This is a genomic window from Pseudoalteromonas sp. 31A1 (assembly GCF_011378815.1).
GTDB lineage: Bacteria > Pseudomonadota > Gammaproteobacteria > Enterobacterales > Alteromonadaceae > Pseudoalteromonas > Pseudoalteromonas arctica.
In genome coordinates, this window is sequence record NZ_WTKY01000004.1 from 120,146 (window position 1) to 142,332 (window position 22,187).

The 22,187-nt window shown below is 39.6% G+C and carries 16 protein-coding genes; 13 read left to right on the top strand and 3 right to left on the bottom strand.

Annotated features, from left to right (window positions below; all coding sequences use genetic code 11):
* The first annotated feature begins 296 nt into the window (after positions 1-296).
* From GQR52_RS05940 to GQR52_RS05980, 9 genes are all read left to right on the top strand, one after another.
* Positions 297-1,652, top strand: coding sequence for an MFS transporter (locus GQR52_RS05940; protein ID WP_165727802.1), 1,356 nt, complete (start codon positions 297-299; stop codon positions 1,650-1,652).
* A 62-nt stretch (positions 1,653-1,714) separates the two neighbouring features.
* Positions 1,715-2,782 (top strand): glycoside hydrolase family 43 protein, encoded by a 1,068-nt coding sequence (locus tag GQR52_RS05945; RefSeq protein ID WP_165727803.1) that lies wholly within the window; start codon positions 1,715-1,717, stop codon positions 2,780-2,782.
* Positions 2,783-3,170: 388 nt separating this feature from the next.
* Positions 3,171-6,200 (top strand): TonB-dependent receptor, encoded by a 3,030-nt coding sequence (locus GQR52_RS05950; RefSeq protein ID WP_165727804.1) that lies wholly within the window; start codon positions 3,171-3,173, stop codon positions 6,198-6,200.
* A 177-nt stretch (positions 6,201-6,377) separates the two neighbouring features.
* Entirely contained in the window at positions 6,378-7,121 is a 744-nt protein-coding gene (locus GQR52_RS05955) for a SapC family protein (protein WP_165727805.1), read from the top strand.
* A gap of 10 nt (positions 7,122-7,131) precedes the next feature.
* A complete protein-coding gene (locus tag GQR52_RS05960; protein ID WP_165727806.1) occupies positions 7,132-8,142 on the top strand; it encodes a cupin-like domain-containing protein in 1,011 nt (336 codons plus the stop codon).
* A gap of 22 nt (positions 8,143-8,164) precedes the next feature.
* Positions 8,165-9,649 (top strand): tryptophan halogenase family protein, encoded by a 1,485-nt coding sequence (locus tag GQR52_RS05965; RefSeq protein WP_165727807.1) that lies wholly within the window; start codon positions 8,165-8,167, stop codon positions 9,647-9,649.
* Between the two features lie 5 nt (positions 9,650-9,654).
* Complete coding sequence (locus tag GQR52_RS05970) at positions 9,655-10,365, top strand: DUF6445 family protein (protein WP_165727808.1); 711 nt, start codon at positions 9,655-9,657, stop codon at positions 10,363-10,365.
* 7 nt (positions 10,366-10,372) lie between these two features.
* A complete protein-coding gene (locus tag GQR52_RS05975; protein ID WP_024611074.1) occupies positions 10,373-11,200 on the top strand; it encodes a ThuA domain-containing protein in 828 nt (275 codons plus the stop codon).
* Between the two features lie 213 nt (positions 11,201-11,413).
* Positions 11,414-12,694, top strand: a complete 1,281-nt coding sequence (locus tag GQR52_RS05980) for a glycosyl hydrolase family 8 (RefSeq protein ID WP_165727809.1) — start codon at positions 11,414-11,416, stop codon at positions 12,692-12,694.
* A 153-nt stretch (positions 12,695-12,847) separates the two neighbouring features.
* Here the strand turns inward: GQR52_RS05980 and GQR52_RS05985 are convergent, their stop codons facing one another.
* On the bottom strand, positions 12,848-13,822 hold the full coding sequence (locus GQR52_RS05985) for an SMP-30/gluconolactonase/LRE family protein (protein WP_165727810.1): 975 nt from the start codon (positions 13,820-13,822) through the stop codon (positions 12,848-12,850).
* A 115-nt stretch (positions 13,823-13,937) separates the two neighbouring features.
* Between GQR52_RS05985 and GQR52_RS05990 the strand changes: the two genes are divergently transcribed.
* The 3 genes from GQR52_RS05990 to GQR52_RS06000 all read left to right on the top strand — a co-directional run bounded on the left by GQR52_RS05990 (position 13,938) and on the right by GQR52_RS06000 (position 19,200).
* The gene (locus GQR52_RS05990; RefSeq protein WP_165727811.1) at positions 13,938-15,071 is read left to right on the top strand and encodes an endo-1,4-beta-xylanase; all 1,134 of its coding nucleotides are present in this window, start codon (positions 13,938-13,940) and stop codon (positions 15,069-15,071) included.
* A gap of 584 nt (positions 15,072-15,655) precedes the next feature.
* Positions 15,656-17,878 (top strand): endo-1,4-beta-xylanase, encoded by a 2,223-nt coding sequence (locus GQR52_RS05995; RefSeq protein ID WP_165727812.1) that lies wholly within the window; start codon positions 15,656-15,658, stop codon positions 17,876-17,878.
* A 464-nt stretch (positions 17,879-18,342) separates the two neighbouring features.
* A complete protein-coding gene (locus GQR52_RS06000) occupies positions 18,343-19,200 on the top strand; it encodes a nucleotide-binding protein (RefSeq protein WP_165727813.1) in 858 nt (285 codons plus the stop codon).
* Positions 19,201-19,320: 120 nt separating this feature from the next.
* On the opposite strand, the gene GQR52_RS06005 is transcribed toward GQR52_RS06000, so the two are convergent.
* Positions 19,321-19,791: a cupin domain-containing protein gene (locus tag GQR52_RS06005; RefSeq protein ID WP_240914459.1), complete on the bottom strand. Its 471-nt coding sequence runs from the start codon at positions 19,789-19,791 to the stop codon at positions 19,321-19,323.
* Between the two features lie 168 nt (positions 19,792-19,959).
* Here GQR52_RS06005 and GQR52_RS06010 point away from each other — a divergent pair, with 168 nt between their 5' ends.
* Positions 19,960-21,108, top strand: a complete 1,149-nt coding sequence (locus GQR52_RS06010) for an endo-1,4-beta-xylanase (protein WP_165727814.1) — start codon at positions 19,960-19,962, stop codon at positions 21,106-21,108.
* Positions 21,109-21,204: 96 nt separating this feature from the next.
* Here GQR52_RS06010 and GQR52_RS06015 read toward each other — a convergent pair whose 3' ends face one another.
* Entirely contained in the window at positions 21,205-22,179 is a 975-nt protein-coding gene (locus GQR52_RS06015) for an aldose epimerase family protein (protein ID WP_165727815.1), read from the bottom strand.
* Positions 22,180-22,187: the final 8 nt, after the last annotated feature.

The window sequence follows — 22,187 nt, forward strand, 5'->3', positions numbered from 1 at the left end:
AAGCGCAAATAAAAAACATTTATAAATCCTATCTAAAACAATCACATCTATTTAATTAACCGCTATTTCAGCTGTACCTAATTTAATGTATCAACACACATTTTTTTATTTTGGCCAAGTAGTGGTTTTTTATTGAACGGCTAATGCCTTTGTATGTTAGTAAATTTAACGCCAAATTAGCGTCATGTATTAAATAAATTACCAGTTGATTAAAAATGTAACATAAATGTTTACATGCGCTAAAAATGCATATAGTATTTTTGACTATATCGATTTGCATTGAAAATTGAGCACACATGAACAACACAAAACACACACTCACAATTAAAGAAAAAATAGGGTACGGCCTAGGTGATACAGCCAGTAATATTGTATTTCAAATGGTCGCTAACTTTATGTTGATATTTTATACCGATGTTTACGGTTTATCTGCAGCTGCTGCGGGTACGCTACTTTTAGCGGTTCGTTTATTTGATGGTATTACCGATCCAATAATGGGCAGCATTGCTGATAGAACGCGCAGCCGTTGGGGTTCTTACCGTCCTTACATATTATTTTTAGCTGTTCCGTACGGTGTGTTTGCTTGCTTAGCATTTATAACCCCAGATTTTGATTCTACGGGCAAGCTTATATATGCCTACTTAACTTACGGGCTATTAATGACGTGTTATACCGCCATTAATATACCGTACGGTGCACTTGGCGCAGTAATGACAAACGATCCTAAAGAGCGCGCATCGCTACAGTCATACCGATTTGCAATGGCAATGGCAGCACTGCTTGTAATTGTATGGGCACTGCCTAAGCTGGTTGCCTTTTTTGGCGACGGCAACGATGTAGTAGGTTACCCGCTAGCAATGGTGTTTTTAGGCGGACTTGCCGCAGCGTGTTTTTTACTGTGTTTTAAAATGACCAAAGAAACCAAACAAGTTAAACCCGCGCAAAGTAAAAAGAATGCCTTTCTTGAGTTTTTAAGCCTATTTAAAAACGATCAATGGGTTGTTATAGCCGTTATAAGCCTAGCAACATTAATCTTAATTGGCGTTAGAGCCTCAGTAGCGCCGCATTATATTAAGTACTACGTAGGGGAAGCCTCGCTTACTTCTAACTTTTTAACACTCTCAGCAATTGGCTCAGTATTGGGCGCTATATCTACCAACTTTTTAACCAAATTTATTGAAAAGAAAACACTTTTCATTGTCGCTTTAGTGGTCGTAATTATTTCTCACAGCATGTTTTACGTACTTGAGAGCGACGCAATCGTAACCATTTTTATTGTGTACTTTATTGCTAACTTTGCTCACATGATTATTACCCCAATTATGTTTTCGATGGTGGCTGATACGGTTGACTACGGCGCATTAAAAATTGGCCGTAGATTAACGGCAGTTACGTTTTCGGGTCATTTATTAGCAATAAAACTAGGCTTTGCAATTGGCGGTGCTATTGCAGGCTGGATATTATCAGGGTACGCCTACGTACCAAATCAAGAGCAATCAGAACACACGTTATCAGGCATTTTACTCGCCTTTGCTGGTATTCCAGTAATTTGTACCGTGGCATGTTTAATTTTTATAACACGTTACAAACTTACCGAGCCTGAAGTAAAGCGCATTCAAACGAAGCTGGCTGATAACAAAACCATAAACTAATTTAGCAGTCCATTTTGCACCTTTTAAAAGTGTAAATTGGGCAGGCAATACTAGGAGTAAAAATGCAAAATACAGCGCAAGCAGCACCCCCATCTAATGGATTAAGTGACGCTGAACTTAAACAGTTAAAAGACTTACAACGAGCCAACTCGTTAATACAAAATCACAATGTATTAGTTGATCACATGTATACAGCCGATCCGTCAGCGCATGTGTTTAACGGCAAAGTGTATATTTATCCGTCGCACGACATTGAATCAAAAAATGAAATTAATGATAACGGCGACCACTTTGCAATGCGCGACTACCATGTGTTTTCGCTGGACGAAAGCACAGGCAAAGCCATAGACCATGGCGTAGCACTTTGTGTAGACGATGTAAAATGGGCAAGCAAGCAAATGTGGGCACCCGATGCAGCGCATAAACTTGGTCAGTATTACCTTTATTTTCCGGCACGCGATCAGCAAGGTATTTTCAGAATTGGCGTTGCAAAAAGTGACAGCCCAACAGGGCCCTTTAAAGCAGAAGACGATTACATTCAAGGCACGTTTAGTATCGATCCGGCTGTATTTGAAGATGACGACTCAAGCCATTATTTATATTTTGGTGGCTTGTGGGGCGGCCAATTACAAAATTGGCAAACAAGCGAATTTAACAAAGAAGGTACATATCCAAAAAATGGTGAAGCTGCAATTCCAGCACGCGTAGCAAAATTATCGGAAGATATGATCAGCCTAAGCGAAGACGTAAAAGAGGTTGTTGTACTTGATGAGAGTGGCTTACCAATTACAGTATGCGATAACAACCGCCGCTTTTTTGAAGGCCCATGGGTACACAAACACAACGGTGTTTATTATTTTTCGTATTCAACGGGTGATACACACAAAATTGTCTATGCAACGGGCGATAATCCGTACGGACCATTTACCTATCAGGGCGTTATTTTAAACCCAGTACTGGGTTGGACCACGCACCACTCAATTGTTAAGCACAATGGTGATTGGTTTTTATTTTATCACGACAGTACGTTATCGAGCGGGCAAACCCATTTACGCAGTATGAAAATGGCTAAGCTTGAGCACGACGAAAACGGAAAAATCCAAACAATAAGCCCATATGAACACGCTTAATAAAAATAGTTATAAACAATGCAAATTATCTGCGTGAGCACTGCAACGCCTTTTATTTGCATAAAAAAGATATAGTCAATATGACCATTAATTTATTTGTAAATGGTCGATTTAAGAGGAAGCTGAGGACATATGACAAAATGAAAATATTTTAAAGTAAAAAATTAGCACAAAGAATTAGCATAAACTTGCTGATATTTAATGTTTTTTTAGTTAAGTAGCACAGGTTTAAAACTGGTTGTGGTCTTTGTAAAACGTTTAAAACATACACACACAATAATTATTTATTGACCGTAAAATGAAACAAATAGTTTACAATTATGTTTCGAGTAATTCTTAAAGTCTTGCAGTACGTCAATAATAATTAAATAAGAAAAAGGGCATCATGATGTTTAAGAAAAAGATAATTTCAACAGCCATACTCGCTGCAATAGGGTCGGTTACGCTTCCTCACCAAAGCTACGCTGCAGAAACCGTTGTCGATGAAGATGTAGAAATAATACAAGTAACCGGCATTAGAGGTTCATTGCAACGCTCTATGGATGTTAAACGCGATTCTTCTGGTATTGTCGATGCAATTTCGGCTGAGGATATGGGGAAATTTCCTGATACCAATCTTGCTGAATCGCTACAACGTATTACCGGCGTATCAATTGATAGAGCCGGCGGTGAAGGTAGCCGCGTAACAGTCCGTGGATTTGGACCTGCTAATAACTTAATTACTATTAATGGTCGTCAGCTTCCTAATACAACAGGTGACCGCACATTTGATTTTGCAAATGTCGCATCTGAAAGCGTATCGGGTGTGCAAGTTTATAAAACATCAGACGCAAGTGTTACCTCAGGTGGCATTGGCGCAACTATAAACTTAACAACAAACAGACCCTTAAATAGCCCAGGTATAAAAGCATCGTTTGGCGTAAAAGCCGTAGACGATCAATCAACCGATGAGGGCAGCATTACACCAGAGGTAAGCGGTTTATATTCGCAAACATTTGGGGATGACAAGTTTGGTATCTCGATATCGGGTAGTTACCAAGACCGTGAAAGCGGTATGCAACAGTTTATTCAAGATCAAGGTTACAGAGCATCTGATTACACAAATACAGGATGGGGCGGCGTACCTGCAGGAGCAGAAGGCGGAACAAACAGACCTACATCAGGTATTTATTCAAACCCGCAACAACCACGTTATGTGTTTGAAGAGCGCCAACGTGAGCGTATAAATGGGCAGCTAGTTTTTCAATATCAGCCTGTTGAAAACATTACAGTAACCCTTGATTACACTGGCTTTAAAACAACTATTGAAGAGCAGCATACGGACGCCTCAGTTTGGTTTAACTACGCTGGCGATAGAAGTGAATCTGTTTGGGCGGGAGAGCCTAACGCGTATCCACTTATTTACTCAGAAATTTATGACATCCAAAGTGATGCCGACTACCGCGATACGTCGCTTACTGTAGGTTCTTGGGGCCGCGAAGAAAAAACAGATTCATTAGGCTTTAACCTAGAGTGGGCAGTGTCGGATCAACTTAACCTAGAGTTTGATCATCACAGTTCAAAAGCCTCTATGAAAGCAACCGATCCACGCCACGGTACACGTAATAATATTCAGTTACCGTCGTACACTCGTTCGCGTACAGGGCTTGATTTAACCGGTGACTTACCAGGTATTGCTATTGGGAACATTGAAAATTTCACGCCAGAAACCATGCGTTTATCGGGTAGCTGGTTTGCAAACGACAAATACGATTCAGAAATCGATCAAACACAAATCTCAGGTAAGTACTTCTTTGACGACAGTTTAAGTATTGATTTTGGCGTTGCGGTTAATAAAGTAAATAACCATTATCGTCATACGCAAGTACAGCGCCCAGATTGGGGTGGAGTTGGTGTTGAGGGCGACTTTGCTGATATCGATTGGCGCCAAGATACTATTTTAGATAAGTTTCAAGCTAAAGCGGGTAATTTTGAAGGCACTGCAACACAAGGCGAATATGATTTATTTAATACAATCTTTTTTGCCGACTTTGACGCGATTGTAAATGCTGCCGAGTTTGCTGACCCTGTTGCTAACGTAGATAACCTTTACGGTGATTGTAAAGCAGCCGACGGCGCAGCGGCAGGACCAAACGGGGAAGGACAATTTTGTGCCTCAACCGATTGGGATGCAGCAACAAACCGCTTTACTGAAGAAAAAACGCAGTCTGCTTTTGCACAAGTAAATTACAAAGGCGAATTGAGCGGCATGTTCTTCGATCTACAAGTTGGCTTACGCTACGAAAAAACAGACGTATATTCTAAAGCAACCGCACCCGGCTACAGCCGCGTAGAATGGAACGAAGATACAGCCACATCAGTAACGGGTGTTACCGGTATTGAAACGCTAAGCCAATCGGCAGATTACAGCCAGTTCCTGCCAAATATTAATTTTAATATTGAAGTTGTTGAAGATGTAATGATTCGCGCAGCAGCAAGCAAAACTATTTCAAGAGCGGGTTATGGTCAGCTGCAAGGCGGCACAACTATTAATACCGGCGGTAGTTTAAGTGGTTATTCGGGTGGGTCTGGTAATCCAGGACTTAAACCGCTTGAATCAATTAACTACGACTTATCAAGTGAATGGTATTACGGCGAAGGAAGCTATATTTCGTTTGGTTACTTTAAAAAAGACGTAACAAACTGGATAACTACAGGCACTATCGACTCAAATATATTTAACTTAGCGGATCCATTAAATGGTGAAAAATTTAGAGCTGCATCAAGTGCTCTAGGTGGTAATGCATCTAACGAAGACATCAGAAATTACATATTTGAAAACTTTGCTGATGATCCAAATGTGCAACCTAAATTTGATGAAGATGGTGAGTTAGACGGCGGCACAATTGTTGGTGACCCAGACTCAGATGATCCAATTAACTTTAGAATAAACGTGCCTGTAAATGGCGACCAAGAATACACCATTGATGGATTTGAATTTAATATTCAGCACTTATTTGGTGAGTCAGGCTTTGGCGGTATTTTTAACTACACCATGGTTGACTCGGGTCTTGAATACGACAACGATTCGCTAGAGGATACAGAAGCACTCGTAGGGTTAAGTGATACTGCAAACGTGGTGTTCTTTTACGATAAAGAAGGCTTACAAGCACGTATTGCGTATAACTGGCGCGACTCGTTTTTAAATGAACGTCGTGTAAATGGCGATTTAACCGCACCAATTTACACCGATGAGTATTACCAAATAGACTTTAACGTAAGTTACGAAGTACCAGCAGTAGAGGGACTTACTGTATTTATTGAAGGTATAAACATTACCGACGAGTACGTAACATCGTACGGGCGTAAGCAACAGTTGATTTATAACATCACTCAAACAGGCTCTCGTTACGGTTTAGGTGTTCGTTATAATTTTTAATAAATTACCCTTGTAGCAACCTTATAAAAGCCGCATTTTGCGGCTTTTTTATTTGCCTAAATTAACCTAGTAATAATAATATCCAGCTGTTATAGTCAATGTGAATTTAACTTATTAGTTACATTTAATGTGTAGCAATAGGTAAAGGCACACAACAACAATTGGAGCACACAATCCATGGCCAATCATGCATTATTAAATAATGTTGAACATCAGCATTTAAAAATAAACCCTGCACGCAGCACACACCTAGGTGACGGGGTTTGGTACAGCGAAACATTTGTGAGTGAATTTAGAGTCGCTCAAGCACATTACCCAATATTTTTTACCAAAGACGATACAAAAAATACATTTTCGCCGGTGTGTTTATACGGCATAAACAAAGACGAAAACTTATTTTTAGTAAACCAACAATGGCAAGCACACTACATTCCGCTCAGCATGCAGCGACTGCCTTTTGCTATTGCGACTCAAAATACAATGCAAAACGGTGTAGCAACGCAAGAGCGCATGTTAAGTATTGATTTAGACTCGCCAAAAGTGTCAACAAAGCAGGGTATTAACTTATTTTTAGAACACGGCGGGAATAGTGATTACCTCGAAAACATAATAAATGTGCTCGACAACTTGCATCACGGTCTACAACAAAACCAGCCCTTTATTAAAACCTTAATTAAACATGGTTTGCTTGAATCGGTATCGCTAGAGCTTGATTTAGTAAACGGGCTTAAACATAACTTACTTGGTTTTTATACCATAAACGAAGAGTCGCTTAACCAGCTAAGTAGCGATGCAATTACACAGCTGCATTCGCAAGGATATTTAGCGTGTATATACATGATCATTGCATCGCAAGTACATGTGCGTGATTTAGTGGCGCTTAAAAACGAGCAACTTATGCTACAAAAGCACGCTGTGTAAGTACTTAGCTATGGAAAATTTAGCAAATAATATCCAAACGCTGAGTGGCTTAACTCCCAGGACGTTACCCAAGGAGCTTTTAAACTCGCCTGTGCCTATTGTACTAAAAGGGTTTGTAAGCGATTGGCCCTTAGTTATTGCTGCTAAAAAGTCAGACAGTGCAGCGATTGATTATTTAACGCCGTTTTACGAAGGTTTTTTAGTTAATACTTGCACAATACCCGCCAGTCAAAGCGGGGTTGTAGGGTATAACCCCGATATGAGCGGTTTTAATTTTACTAATCAGCAAGCTGCATTTATTAATGCGCTTGAGCAAATAACGCAAAGTGCAAATAGCCCACAAGCCGACACTTTATACATTGGCTCTACCAGCATTGCACAGTGCTTACCTGCTTTGGTTAAACACTGCCATGTTAACGCATTAAGCGAAGGCTGTTTATTTAATGTATGGGCAGGCGGAAAAGTTACCGTACCAGCACATTACGACGTAGCGCAAAATTTAGCATGTTGTGTTGCAGGTAAAAGGCGTTTTACTTTATTTGCCCCCGATCAAATAGATAATTTATACATAGGCCCGCTTGATAAAGCACCCGGTGGTCAGCCAATAAGCTTAACCACCACAACTGCGCCCAACTTCACGCAATACCCTAAGTTTGAGCAAGCAATAAAAGCGGCAATTACCGCTGATCTTGAAGCCGGCGATGCCCTTATATTACCCAGCATGTGGTGGCACCAAGTAGAGGGGCTTGGCAGTTTAAATATACTGTTTAATTATTGGTTTAAAAATACGCCTGCGGTGTATGGGCAGCCTACTAATGCGTTGCACCTTGCTATTTTAAACATACGTAATTTACCAAAACATGAGCGAGCAGCATGGCAACGCTTGTTTAATTACTATGTATTTGCTGATAACGAATTTACCCACATACCAGAGCCCGCACAGGCTATTTTAACAAAGCCAATGGATGAGCTAACAGCGCGTAAATTAAGAGCCGAATTACAAAATAAATTAAGACGCTAAGCGTACTTGTAAGGTTTGAATTATGAATCAAAATGCAATTAAAAAAATAGTAATAGCAGGTGGCGGCACCGCTGGTTGGATGTGCAGCGCTGCAATGGCAAAGCTGCTAGGTAAAAATATTGAAATATGCTTGGTTGAATCCGATTTAATACCTACCGTAGGGGTCGGGGAGTCAACTATTCCTACGCTGCATATATTTCACGATTTACTAAAAATTAGCGAATCAGAATTTATGGCAGCCACTAATGCCACGTTTAAGTTAGGCATATCGTTTGAGGGCTGGAAACAAAACCAGCAAAGCTACTTTCACTCATTTGGTTATGTGGGGCAAGGTTGTTGGGCTGCAGGTTTTCAGCACTTTTGGCTAAAAGGTATGCAACAAGGTGTAGCAGCCGATATTGGTGATTATTGCACAGAGCACGTAGCAAGTCGCTTGGGTAAATTTGCCGTAGTGCCGAATCAAGACCGTAACCATGCTTATCAGTTAGATGCCGGTTTGTACGCTAAGTTTTTACGAAATTTTGCAGAGCAAAACGGCGCTAAACGTATAGAAGGCATGATAAGCAAAGTTAACTTAGAGCCCAATAATGGCTTTATAAAATCGCTTACTTTAGGTGACGGGCAAATTATTGAGGGCGATTTATTTATAGATTGCACCGGCTTTAAAGGTTTATTAATAGAGCAAGCGCTACACACCGGATACGAAGATTGGAGCCATTGGCTCCCGTGCGACAGCGCAGTAGCAGTACAAACCGAATTAGTAAGCCCAATAGTGCCATATACGCGTGCAATGGCACATAAATGTGGTTGGCAGTGGCAAATACCGCTGCAAAGCCGCCGTGGTAATGGCTTAGTGTTTTGTAGTAAATACATGAGCGATGATGAGGCAAAAACAGCGCTCCTTAATAACGTAGAAGGCAAACCTATTAATGAGCCGCGCGTTATTAAATACCGCACCGGTACACGGCGTAAACATTGGAACAAAAACTGTGTTGCTATTGGCTTGGCAAGTGGTTTTATTGAGCCGCTTGAATCAACCAGTATTCATTTAATTCAGCAAAGCATTATTAGATTAATGCAAAACATGCCAACCAAGGCAATTGAGTCGTGTTATCAAGATGACTTTAATAACAAAATGCGCTTTGAGGCGGAAAATATCCGCGACTTTATTGTACTGCATTACCACGTAACGCAGCGCACCGACAGCGACTTTTGGCGTTACTGTAAAAATATGCCAATACCAGAGTCGCTCGCTAAACGCCTTGAGCTATTTAAACAAAGCGGGCATGTTTATAAAGCAGAGCAAGAGCTATTTGGCGAAGCATCGTGGTTACAAGTGATGTTAGGGCAAGGGCTAGTGCCGCAAAATTATCACCCCATTGTAGATAGCATGAGCGATGATGAGCTTAAACGATTTTTAGAATCAATAAAAAATCATGTGGCTAAAAAAGCAAATAGCTTACCGAGTCACATTGATTTTATTAATCATTATTGCAAGGCTAAGTAAGTATTATGCTAACACTTGGCAATAACTTACAGCCAGAGTATGAGTTTATAGGGCAAGAGCAAACGCCAATTATTATAATTGACGACTACCTTAGTGAGCCGCAAAAACTTATAAAATTAGCGCAAAGTGCTGCTCAAAGTAATGGAGAGTTTAAACCCGACGAACTCACTCAATACCCAGGTTTACGTATGCCGCTGCCAAAGCAATGTGTGGTTGATTACTTAAAGCCTCTTATACAGGGGTTTTATAACGTATTTAATATTGGGCAAACACTTACCCCATACCCAAAAGATAATGCCTTATCGTTAATTACTAAAACGGAGCAGCAGCTATCACCAATACAAACCTTGCCACACTTTGATACCAACGATCCTAACCTAATTGCCATTATTCATTACCTTGGAGAGGGGCCGCATGGCGGAACGGGGTTTTTTAGGCATAAAAAAACAGGGTTTGAAATAATAAGCACAAAGCGCAAAAACACGTATTTAACGCATGCTCAACACATTCTTGAGTGCAGTAACACAAAACCTAGTTACTGTACCCCACAGCACAGTGAGTTTGAATGCTACAAGCACATACCCTACAAGCCAAATAGGCTTATTGTGTTTCCTGGGTATTTGCTGCACACCAGTTTACTTAATACAGCCACCGATATTTCACCGTGTCCACAAACAGGGCGGTTAACGGCCAATATGTTTGTTCATTTTAAATAGGAATACTATGTTTTTTTCTTTACCTAGATTCGCATATAAGGGTTGGCTATTAAGCTTTGTTGTATTGGCGCTGAGTATGGCAACAGTGCAAAAAAGTCATGCTACAGGGTTTGATACCCTCCCTAAAAAGCAATTTAATGTGCTGCTATTTACAAAAACCGCAGGGTGGCACCATAAGTCGCAAACCGAAGGCGTTAAAGCGCTAGAAGGCTTAGCCGATAAGCACTTTTTTAATTTAATTTGGCACGAAGAAAGCCATTATTTTAACGACGATTACTTAAAAAATGTTGATGTAGTAGTGTTTTTATCAACCACAGGCGATATTTTAAACCCAAAAGAGCAAGCCGCGCTTGAACGATTTGTAAAAGCAGGTAAAGGCTTTGTGGGTATTCATAGCGCATCAGACACCGAATACGATTGGCTGTGGTATCAAAAGCTGGTGGGGCGCACCTTTAACATTCATCCTGTTATTCAAACCGGTGTATTAAGCAAAGTGCCTAATACTAACTTTATTGGCTTAAGCCATATGCCGCAGGAAATGCTTTGGACTGACGAGTGGTACGAGTTTGGGCCAGAGCTCACTAAGTTAAACTACTTACTCACGGTTGATGAGCAAACTTACAACCCAACTGCCGATTGGGGTAATAACAAAACAGGCTCAGGCATGGGATCGTTTCATCCTATTTCGTGGTATCACAATTACGATGGCGGCCGCTCATTTTATACCGCTCTTGGGCATACTAATGCGGTGTATAGCAGTGAGTTTTTAACCGAACATATTTATGGCGGTATTTATTGGGCTGCAACAGGTAAAGGGTTAAAAAGCAGTAATTAATGAATAACTCATAAATGTACTTTTTAGTTTTATTTACATCGTTCAAGGCCGCTTTTTTAAGCGGCCTTTTGCATTTTAGGCACTGTTTAAACACCTCACTCATTTCACTTAGTTTATAAAATAAACAAATAATTTTGAGAATTGCTTGATCAAATGGTCAAGAAGACTATATTAAATTTGCACGCTGATATAATTCAAATAAAGAGGATAAACATGAAAGTATTTTTTAAAATAACAACTTTATTGTTAACACTAATAAGCTATCAATCACTTGCTGCATTTAATAATAACCCATCGAGTGTAGGCGCCGACAGTTCAGGGACATACCGTAACCTCGCACAAGAAATGGGTAAAACAAATATACAGCAAAAGGTGAATAGTACTTTTGACAATATGTTTGGCTATAACAACACTCAACAACTTTACTACCCGTACACCGAAAACGGTGTTTATAAAGCACACTACATAAAAGCAATTAACCCAGACGAAGGCGACGATATAAGAACAGAAGGGCAATCGTGGGGAATGACCGCCGCTGTTATGCTCTACAAGCAAGAAGAATTTGATAACCTATGGCGCTTTGCTAAAGCGTATCAAAAAAATCCAGACAATCACCCTGATGTAAAAAAACAAGGCGTTTACGCGTGGAAACTAAAGCTTAATCAAAACGGCTTTGTTTATAAAGTAGATGAAGGTCCGGCTCCCGATGGTGAAGAGTACTTTGCGTTTGCACTACTTAATGCCTCTGCTCGTTGGGGTAATTCGGGCGAATTTGATTATTATGCTGATGCCATTACCATGTTAAACACAATTAAAAACAAGCTGATGCAAAACCAAATAATCCGTTTTTCACCTTACATTGATAACCTAACAGACCCTTCTTATCATATACCTGCGTTTTACGACTACTTTGCAAATAACGTGACTAATCAAGCCGACAAAAATTACTGGCGACAAGTGGCTACAAAAAGTAGAACCTTACTTAAAAACCATTTTACAAAAGTGAATGATAATCCGCATTGGAACTTACCTACATTTTTATCGCGCTTAGATGGCAGCCCTGTTATTGGCTACATTTTTAACGGCCAAGCAAACCCAGGTCAATGGTATGAGTTTGATGCATGGCGCGTAATTATGAATGTTGGCTTAGACGCGCATTTAATGGGTGCTCAAGCATGGCATAAAAGTGCAGTAAATAAAGCATTAGGCTTTTTAAGTTATGCAAAAACAAACAACAGTAAAAACTGTTACGAGCAAGTGTATTCGTACGGTGGAGCGCAAAACAAAGGCTGCGCAGGTGAAGGTCAAAAAGCCGCGAATGCAGTAGCGTTACTTGCTTCAACAAACGCTGGGCAAGCAAATGAGTTTTTTAACGAATTTTGGTCTTTATCGCAACCAACGGGTGACTACCGTTACTATAATGGTTCGTTATATATGTTAGCTATGCTGCATGTATCGGGCAATTTTAAGTTTTATAACAACACGTTTAATTAAAATAACGGTGCCTAAGTAGCAAAAATCTAAGTAGCAAAAGCTTAGGCAGCAAAAACTTAAATAATAAAAAACCGGTGTAACCAAGTTACACCGGTTTTTGTGCTTAACGAGTGAGCTTAACTTTCCCTTTAATAAGTTACTTAACTAATTTAGCTAATTAGCCAAACCCGCTACTTTTACATCAAGCGTAAACAAGCCCTTAGCGGTGGTTATTAATAATGTTTTGCGATTTTTACCACCAAACGCAAGGTTGGTTACATTAGGGCCAAGTTCAATTTTATCGATAAGTAAGCCGCTTGGCGTGTAAATATTAATAACGCCTTCTTTGTGGCTGCTAACGTAAATATTGCCAGCAGAGTCTACTTTTATACCATCGGGCGAGGTTACTTTAATAAAGTCTTCGCGCGGTGAAATATCACCGTTTTCATCGATAGTGTATTTGCTTACGCGGTTGCTAAAGTCGCCAACATAAAGGGTACGTTGATCAGGCGAGAGCGCAACACCGTTAGGCTTTTCAAGAGTAGCGTCAATTAAACTAAGTACGCCTGTATTGCTTAACTTATACACACCAGTATAAGGCATTTGTTGAGTGCGTTCGCCTATTTGCCAGTTAGGATCGGTAAAAAATATATCGCCATTTTTATGCATAGTCATATCGTTTGGCGAGCTAAAGCTTAGCCCATCAAATTCATTAACTACCACGGTATTAGTTTTACTTTTTATATTAATTTTAGAAAGCGACTGCGTACTGTGGTTAAGCGTATAGAGGCTCTCTCCTTTGGCATACAGGCCATTTGTACCACTGTGTTCTAAATAAGTGGTAAGGATATTGGGCAGCACTAATTTATAAATGGTCGAATCGGGGCCGAGTGCTTGCGAGCTTGAAAAATTCATTTCAGAAAAATAAAACGCATTGTCTTGGCTTGACCACGTAGGCCCTTCTAAAAACAAAAGCTCGTCACTAACAAGTGTGGGCTTAACGCCTTTTATTAATGGTGACTGCTCATTGCTTTGGCTGTTTACAGCGTTTAACAAAGGTGTATTTTCAAGTTGTTGTGCCAGCGCTGCTTTATTAAAGCAGAGCATTAATACAACTAAACTTAGTGTTTTTTTGTGTGTTTTTAGCATGGACGTTTACTCAGGTTTGTTTAATTCATAATTAATGGTCATTTTGACTATATCATTTGTTTTTTTCGTTGTATGATATTTATTGAAAATAATAACGATTCAACGGAGCACACACATGCATAAAAAACACACACTCAGCCTGCTTTTACTTACAGGATCTTTAAGCGTAAACGCTGCACAAGACCAAGCCCTTAAAAACACCTTTGCAGACTCATTCAAAATGGGGGTTGCTGTAAATCAAGATATAGTGACAGGCAAAAACGCAGCCGCGCAGTCAATTATTGCTAAGCAATTTAATACAGTCACCCTAGAAAACGCCATGAAAGCTGAAGTAATTTACCCACAGCAAGGTAAGGTCGATTTTAGTGGTGCAGATGCATTTATAGATTTTGCCAAGCAAAATAACATGTTTACAGTAGCCCACACCTTAGTGTGGCATAACCAAACGCCTGACTGGTTTTTTACAAATAGCAAAAATGAGCCAAATACCCCAGCAGAGCAGTTAGAGCAAATGCGCAAACACATAGAGCTGGTAGCAGGGCGCTATAAAAACAAAGTAGATGCGTGGGATGTAGTAAACGAAGTAATTGCTGATGACGGCTCTTATCGACCAACTGTGTGGGTTAACCGCGTGGGCGATGGCGATACAATGGTAAAAGCCGCGTTTAAATACGCTCAGCAGTATTCACCTAATACCGAGCTTTACTACAACGACTTTAATGCGTGGCGACCAGAAAAAAGAGACGGCATTATACGTATGATCAAAATGCTGCAAAAAGAAGGTATTCGAATCGATGGCATTGGCATACAAGCGCATTGGGGGCTTAACTTTCCTAAAATGCAATACATTGAGCAAGCCATTGACGCATACGCCGCGTTGGGTATAAAAGTGATGATCACCGAGCTTGATATAGACGTGCTGCCTTTAACAAAAGAAGGGCAGATTACCGGCACCGATATGATGAAACCACAGTTTCAGTTAGAAGAGTTTGAAACCTACCTCGACCCATATAAAAATGGCTTACCTAGCGACGTAGAGGCGCAATTAAACGCCCGTTATAAAGCCTTGTTTGAACTGTTTTACGCAAAACGCGACAAGATAGACCGCGTAACCTTTTGGGGATTACACGATGGTATGTCGTGGAAAAACGACTACCCAATCCCAAACAGAACAAACTACCCATTACTATGGGATCGTAATTTAAACCCTAAGCCAGTTATTAAAACCATTGCTGAAGTAGTTCAGTAAATCGCATTGTGTAGTCAAAGCCGAGTATTTTTAAATACTCGGCTTTTTTTGTTTGGAAATTTTCACATAGGGGCAAATAAAAGTCACTTTACTAAGTGATGAGCTGGCAAACCTTGATCTTACCTAAGTAACACAAGCAAAAGTATCACTTACACCTTCTATTTAATTATTTTCTTCAAACTCAAATAAAACTCAAAGCAAACGCAATATGAAGCGGGTTAAATTTTAATCTTGATCCTTATTGTTAAATAGACTATAACAATGTTGGTTTTAGGTTAATTTAATGATTGTATATTCACACACACGATATAGAACAATAAAAATTTAATTTAAGCCTTAACTATAACTCAATGATTTTAAATTTATATTTGTACCCTTGTACAAGGTAAATATTAACGTTTGAAGAGATATTAAAATAATAAATATAAATGACTGTTTGTTTTTCTAATCAGTTGTAGTCATATTGAATAATAGCTTTTGATGATACAGTAGAAATACTCTTATCATATTTTATTTACTCAAATGGCTTTACTGCACCTAGTTTAAAAACGACTCATTTATTGCTTTAGTCTAAGGAATAAAAAATGAATAAATCGATTTTTCGTAACACCGGATTAGTGACCTTAGTGTCACTTTTAATGGCGTGCGGGGGGAATAATAAAGATACACCGGTGCCTGAACCCATACCGGAAGTAGTAGCCCCTGATACACCAGAGCCTGAAGCGCCAATAGCAGCTGAAATAACAAATGGCGGGTTTGAAGAAGACACTGCAGGGCAAACAACACCCGTCGGAAATTGGGTATTTAGGCCAACACAAGAATCAAGCGCAACTTCTACTATAGAAGTAATAGAATCCGAAGAAGGCGTTAATACTTACCAAGGCACAAAAGCAGTTGAGGTGAGCGTTAATACACTGGGTGACAACCCGTGGGGAATTGAAATAGCTTATGAAGACCTTCCTATCACCGGTGGTAAAAATTATGAGTTTAGCGTTTGGGCCAAAGGTGAAGAGGGAACCAGTGCCGATTTTTGGATTCAAACACCTGCGCCAGATTACGGTCAACTTAGCCTAGTAAAAGAAACACTCACAGGCGAGTGGCAAAAAATAACATTAACAGCCGCAACGGCTGAAGCTGACTCATTAGTTAGATTAGCAATTCACTTTTCAAAAGAAGAGAACATTAACAAATCTATATATATTGACGAATTTTCAGGCTTTATTTTAGACGATGTACCAGCACAAGAAATACCTGATGTTCAATATAGCGAAGTAACAGCACAAAGTTTAAAAGCATTGGCACCTAATTTTAATATTGGTGTGGCTGTGCCAGCGGGTGGTTTTGGTAACAGCGTAATAGACAGACCAGAGATTAAAACGATTATTGAACAACACTTTAATCAGCTCTCGGCTGAAAATATTATGAAGCCTACCTATTTACAACCAACCCAAGGCGAATTTTTTTACGATGATTCTGATGAGCTAGTTAACTACGCCAAAGACAACTCACTTACTATACATGGCCATGTTTTTGTTTGGCACTCGCAAATTGCGCCTTGGATGCAAAGTTTTCAAGGTGATAAAGCCGCGTGGATAACCATGATGGAAGATCACATCACTCAAGTTGCCACTCATTTTGAAGAAGAAGGCGATAACGATACCGTCGTTAGCTGGGATGTAGTTAACGAAGCGTTTATGGAAAACGGTAAATACCGTGGTGAAAAAACCACAAACGACAGCGCCGACGAATCTGTATGGTTTGAAAACATAGGAGCCGAATTTTTATCGTTAGCCTATAAAGCAGCAAGAGCGGCCGACCCCGATGCCGACTTATACTACAATGATTACAACCTGATTTGGAATGCCGATAAATTAGATGCCGTTATATCTATGGTTAACGATTTTCACAACAACGGCGTGCCTATTGATGGTATTGGGTTTCAATCTCATATTTCACTTAACAGCCCTGACATTTCAACCATTCAGGCACATCTTCAAAAAGTGGTCGATATTCGCCCTAAAATTAAAGTAAAAATTACCGAGCTAGACGTTCGTATGAACAATGAAGGCGGCATTCCTCTAACTTACCTAACCAGTGAAAGAGCGGATGAGCAAAAGCAGTACTACTACGATATTGTTAAAACATACCTAGAAACTGTACCTGAAGATCAACGCGGTGGCATAACTATTTGGGGCGTAATTGACGAGGATAGCTGGCTACAAAACTGGCCAGAGCCAACAACAGAATGGCCACTGTTATTTTTTAATGACTTTACTGCAAAACCTGCCTTACAAGGATTTGCTAATGCATTAAAAGAGCTAATTGAAGTTGGTCAACCAGCACCTTCATCAGAGCTGCTAACTAATGGCGACTTTGAAGCCGGACTTGATTCATGGCAAGCGCGTGGCAGTGCAAGCATAACCTTAGAGTCAACCCAAGCTCATAGCGGTAATAATAGCGCTTTAGTACAAGGTCGAACTGAAACGTGGAATGGGTTACAAAAGGATGTAAAAGGCTTATTTACAGCAGATAAAACCTATAACGTATCTGCATGGGTTAAGTTATCTGACGATACCAGTACCGTTTCACCAGATATAAAACTCACGCTACAAATAGAGCACACTAGCACTGAGTACCTCGAGCTAACCCCTGTTACAAACGTAGTCGCAGGCGATTGGGTACAGCTTTCGGGTACTTACACTCATTCAATTACAACGCAGGAAAGTGCGGCTTTACTTTATGTTGAGTCAAATGAACTCACTGCAGACTTTTATGTAGATGATGTATCGGTAACCTTGGTTGAATAATAAACCTAACTAAAAGTAATTAACCCCAGAGTAAATAGTCTGTATTTTTATACAGACTATTTTTTTGCGTATGTTTTAATTGTTTTACTCAAAATGAAGCAAGTTAAGTAGCGTTGCCTATTGTGGTTGTTTGATGACGTTTTAATAAAACGATTGCATATGAAGTTAAGCAAAGTGTAATCAAAGCTGGATATTTTTAAATACTCGGCTTTTTTTAGAAAATTTTCACGAAGAGAAGAAAATGAGAAGTGCCCGACGAGTTCAAAGCATCATGATAAGAAAAAATAACTTAAAGCTTATAACTAGCAATACGTTATAGTACTTTGTACTAATATAAGAATAAATAGCAGGATTTATTTATATCTTAAATGAGATAGATAAGTTCTGTATGAATAGCTATACGAATCATCAAAATTAAGTATCTGTATAGCGTGATATAAATTATTTAAAATGGTTGTATTAACATGGAAAAACCTCGTCTATTTATTGGTTCATCGTCGGAAAGCTATGATGTGGCTAGTGCATGTAATGTTTGTCTTGACCGCAAAGTTGAAGTAACAATTTGGGATAAGATATTTAACTCAGGTGGAGATACTCTTACATCACTTACCGATAAAGCAAAAAATGTTGATTTTGCGCTTTTTATATTTTGCCCTGAAGATCTAACTGTAATGAGAAGTAATCCTAAACCTACAGTCCGAGACAACGTAATATTTGAGTTGGGATTATTTATTGGAGCCTTAGGCAAAGAGCGCTGTTTTATTCTTAAGCCTAGGCATGAAGAGCTTTATATGCCGACGGATTTATTGGGTGTAAACATCAACGACTATGATCCTATTCGCAGAGATAATGATTTAGAATCGGCAGTAAATTCAGCATGTACCAGGTTTTTAAAGCAAATAGATAAGTTAGGTAGTTTCCATAGCCAATTTAAAGACGATCTACGTCAATCAGCTGGTACAACTGAATACAAAAAATCTCTCCCTCAACACGTTGTAACAGAGTCTATGCTCATTATTCTTTGCAACTTACTTTCAACAGCAACAGACAACGACAGTATTTCAGCTTTCAGTTTGTCTAATAGTTCAGAGCCACATAAAAGTACTATAGCTTTAATAAAACTAGAACGAATGCGTTTAATTGAGAAAGTACTTGATTCAGATTTTAATGGTAATGAGTGGTATGGCTATAAATTAACGCAAGATGGGGTTGAATACGTGTTAGAAAATGAAACTAGAATAGATAAACTCTTAACGCCAATTCAACAACCGCAGTACAGACAGTCAACTCCAGAAGTAAAAGATGACGATATTTCGTTTTAATTAAAAAATAGCCTGATCTTATATCAGGCTATTTTTTCCTCTAAAAGCGAAGCGTCTCTTAACCTCTTTGTGCATAATTCTCTTAATCTATTTCACTAAAAACTAAAAAACCAGCCAAAACTACTTAGCCTGATACCTCACTACCACAAACTTAAGCGGTACATCGCCGTTGTTATAAACCCCGTGTAGATCATTAGGGGCTGCAAATAAAATATCTCCAGTATGAGCTGGCTGGCTTTTGCCATTAAGCGTCCACGTGCCAGAGCCCTCGAGAATCATTAAGTATTCTTCATCAGGATGCTGGTGGGCGGGGTGTATTTCGTTATTAGGTTTAATAACCGCCACACCTGTAATAGCGCCTTTGGTGAGTGATGTATCGCCATAAAAGTACGTATGAAAATCACCGCCTTCGTAGTGAGTGATATGCGCGTCTTTTGGGCTCACTATAGATGAGGTAAGTTGCTTGGGTTTATCTGCTGCGCTGACAGGTAATGCAGTAATTATTGCAGAAGTTAATGCAGCAGTTAATGCGACCGTTAATGCAAAGGTGCCTGCGGCTTTTAGTGATAAAGTGTTTGTTGTGTTTTTCATGTGTGTCCTTGCTAATTTATTTACTAGTTATCTTGCTAGTTAGGTATGCAATTAAGGAATGTGTGCTGTGTTATTTTTGTTCAGTCTATTTTAATAAAACGTTGTTGTCAAAAAGACTATATGGTGTTAAGTTTACCTTGCACACTAAAAACACACAACAGGTACATCATGCATAAAAATAAACTAACGATTGCTATTTTATTAGGAATGTCGAGCCTTGCACTTGGCTGTAATGGCTCAGCAGAGCAAAGTAAACCGACACTAAAAGCACAAAAAGCATCGGCGCAATTAACGCTTAAAGCGCAATTTAAAGACCACTTTAAAATAGGTACGGCGATTAGCCGAGACCAAATATTAGGGGCTTTGCCTGAAGATTTAAATGTGGCTAAAGCGCAATTTAATACCTTTACGCCAGAGAACTCAATGAAGTGGGAGCGTATACACCCAGAGCTAGAAACCTATGATTTTGAAGCCGCTGATGCGTTAGTTAAGTACGCACAAGAGAACAACCAAGAGTTAGTTGGGCATACATTAGTGTGGCATTCGCAAACGCCTGATTGGGTTTTTGAAGACGAGCAGGGCGAACCGCTTACCCGCGACGCATTACTTAAGCGTATGCAAAACCATATTAATGCTGTTGCAGGGCGTTATAAAAACCGTATTTTTGCATGGGACGTTGTAAACGAAGCACTTAACGAAGACGGCACACTGCGTGAATCTAAATGGAGCACCATTATTGGTGACGACTTTATAGAATACGCGTTTAAATACGCTAAGCAGGCAGCGCCTAATGCCAAGCTGTATTACAACGACTACAACTTGTATAAGCCAGAAAAAAGAGCCGGTGCAATTGCGCTTATTAAAAATTTACAAAGCAAAGGCATTGAAATAGATGGCATTGGCATGCAAGCGCATTATTCGCTTGATAACCCAGAGCTGTCGTTAATGGAAGACTCTATTGTGGCATATGCTGCAACGGGTATTGATGTGATGATAACCGAGCTTGATATTTCGGTATTGCCGTTCCCTGAAGGTGAAGAACAAGGCGCTGACATTTCGTTAGATATAGCGCTGCAAGAGCGCTTTAACCCATACCCGAATGGTTTGCCGAGTGAAGTAAACACCCAGTTAGGCGAGCGCTATAAAGCCGTGTTTAACATACTTAAAAAGCATGACGATAAAGTAAGCCGTGTTACTTTTTGGGGTATAAGCGATGCAGGCACTTGGCGTAACGATTGGCCAATGCAAGAGCGCACCGATTACCCATTATTAATTGACCGTGAGCTAAAACTTAAAAGCTTTGTAAGCGATTTATAATAGTAAAAAACATTTAATCTCCCGTAAAGGATCGCTTAATAGCGATCCTTTTTTGGTTTTAAGCGCTTAAAATAGCTATTTTTGATAGGTTTATTATTAAGATTTCAAGTTAGTTAAGCAGTAACTAATGTGTGTTTGCAAAGGCACTTGTGGTGTTAAATAGCTAAATGGGAAGTGTGGGTTATTTGGGCTGTCGGGGCAAAATTGCGGTTCTAGGCAAATACCGTCATGTGCATTAAAAGGACTTTTTAAATGCTGCCCCGTATATACCTGAATAGCAGGGTAGTTAGAAAATACACTCAGCATTACTTGTTCATCAGCACTTGTAAGCGCTGCGTGTCGCTTATTGGCTTGCAGATTAAGCACTTGCTCGGTTACAAAGTTATGATCGAGTTTATCGGTTTTATTAAGCACCCGCGCATTTGTGTAGTCAAAAGTTGTATTTGCTACAGGGACTATTAAACCTGTGGGAATGGAGTTTGTATCTACGGGGGTATAATGCGCGGCGGCCAGTTTTAATGTATGCCCTTGTGCGCTGTTAGTAATGCCATTTAAATTAAAATATGGGTGCGCTGTTGGCCCTGCAATGGTTTTTTTATTACTGGTAATCGTAAATTTAATATCAAGATTACTTTGGTTTTTACTGTTAGTGGTAAAGGTATACAGCACGTTAAATATAGTTTTACCGGGGTAGCCGTTGTAACCATCGGGTAAGGTAATACTTAAACTTAATGCATTTTTGTGATGATAATCGAGCTGCCAAAACAAGTCGCTTAATGCTTTATGCCCGCCATGAAGTTGGTTATTGCCTTCGTTTTTATTAAGCGCATAAGCTTTATTATCAATATGTATTTGGGCGTTACTTAGCCTACTTGCATAAGGTCCGGCTACTGCGCCTAAGTAAAACGTGTCGTTTAAATAGTTATTAATATTAGAATAGCCGAGTACAATATTTCGTTTTTTATTATCAACATGGGTAACCCAGCTGGTAAGCCGGGCACCGTAGTTAATAATAGAAATAGTGTCGTTTGCCTCATTACTTAGTGTGTATTGAACAAGTGAAGTTGTCATGGTGGTTA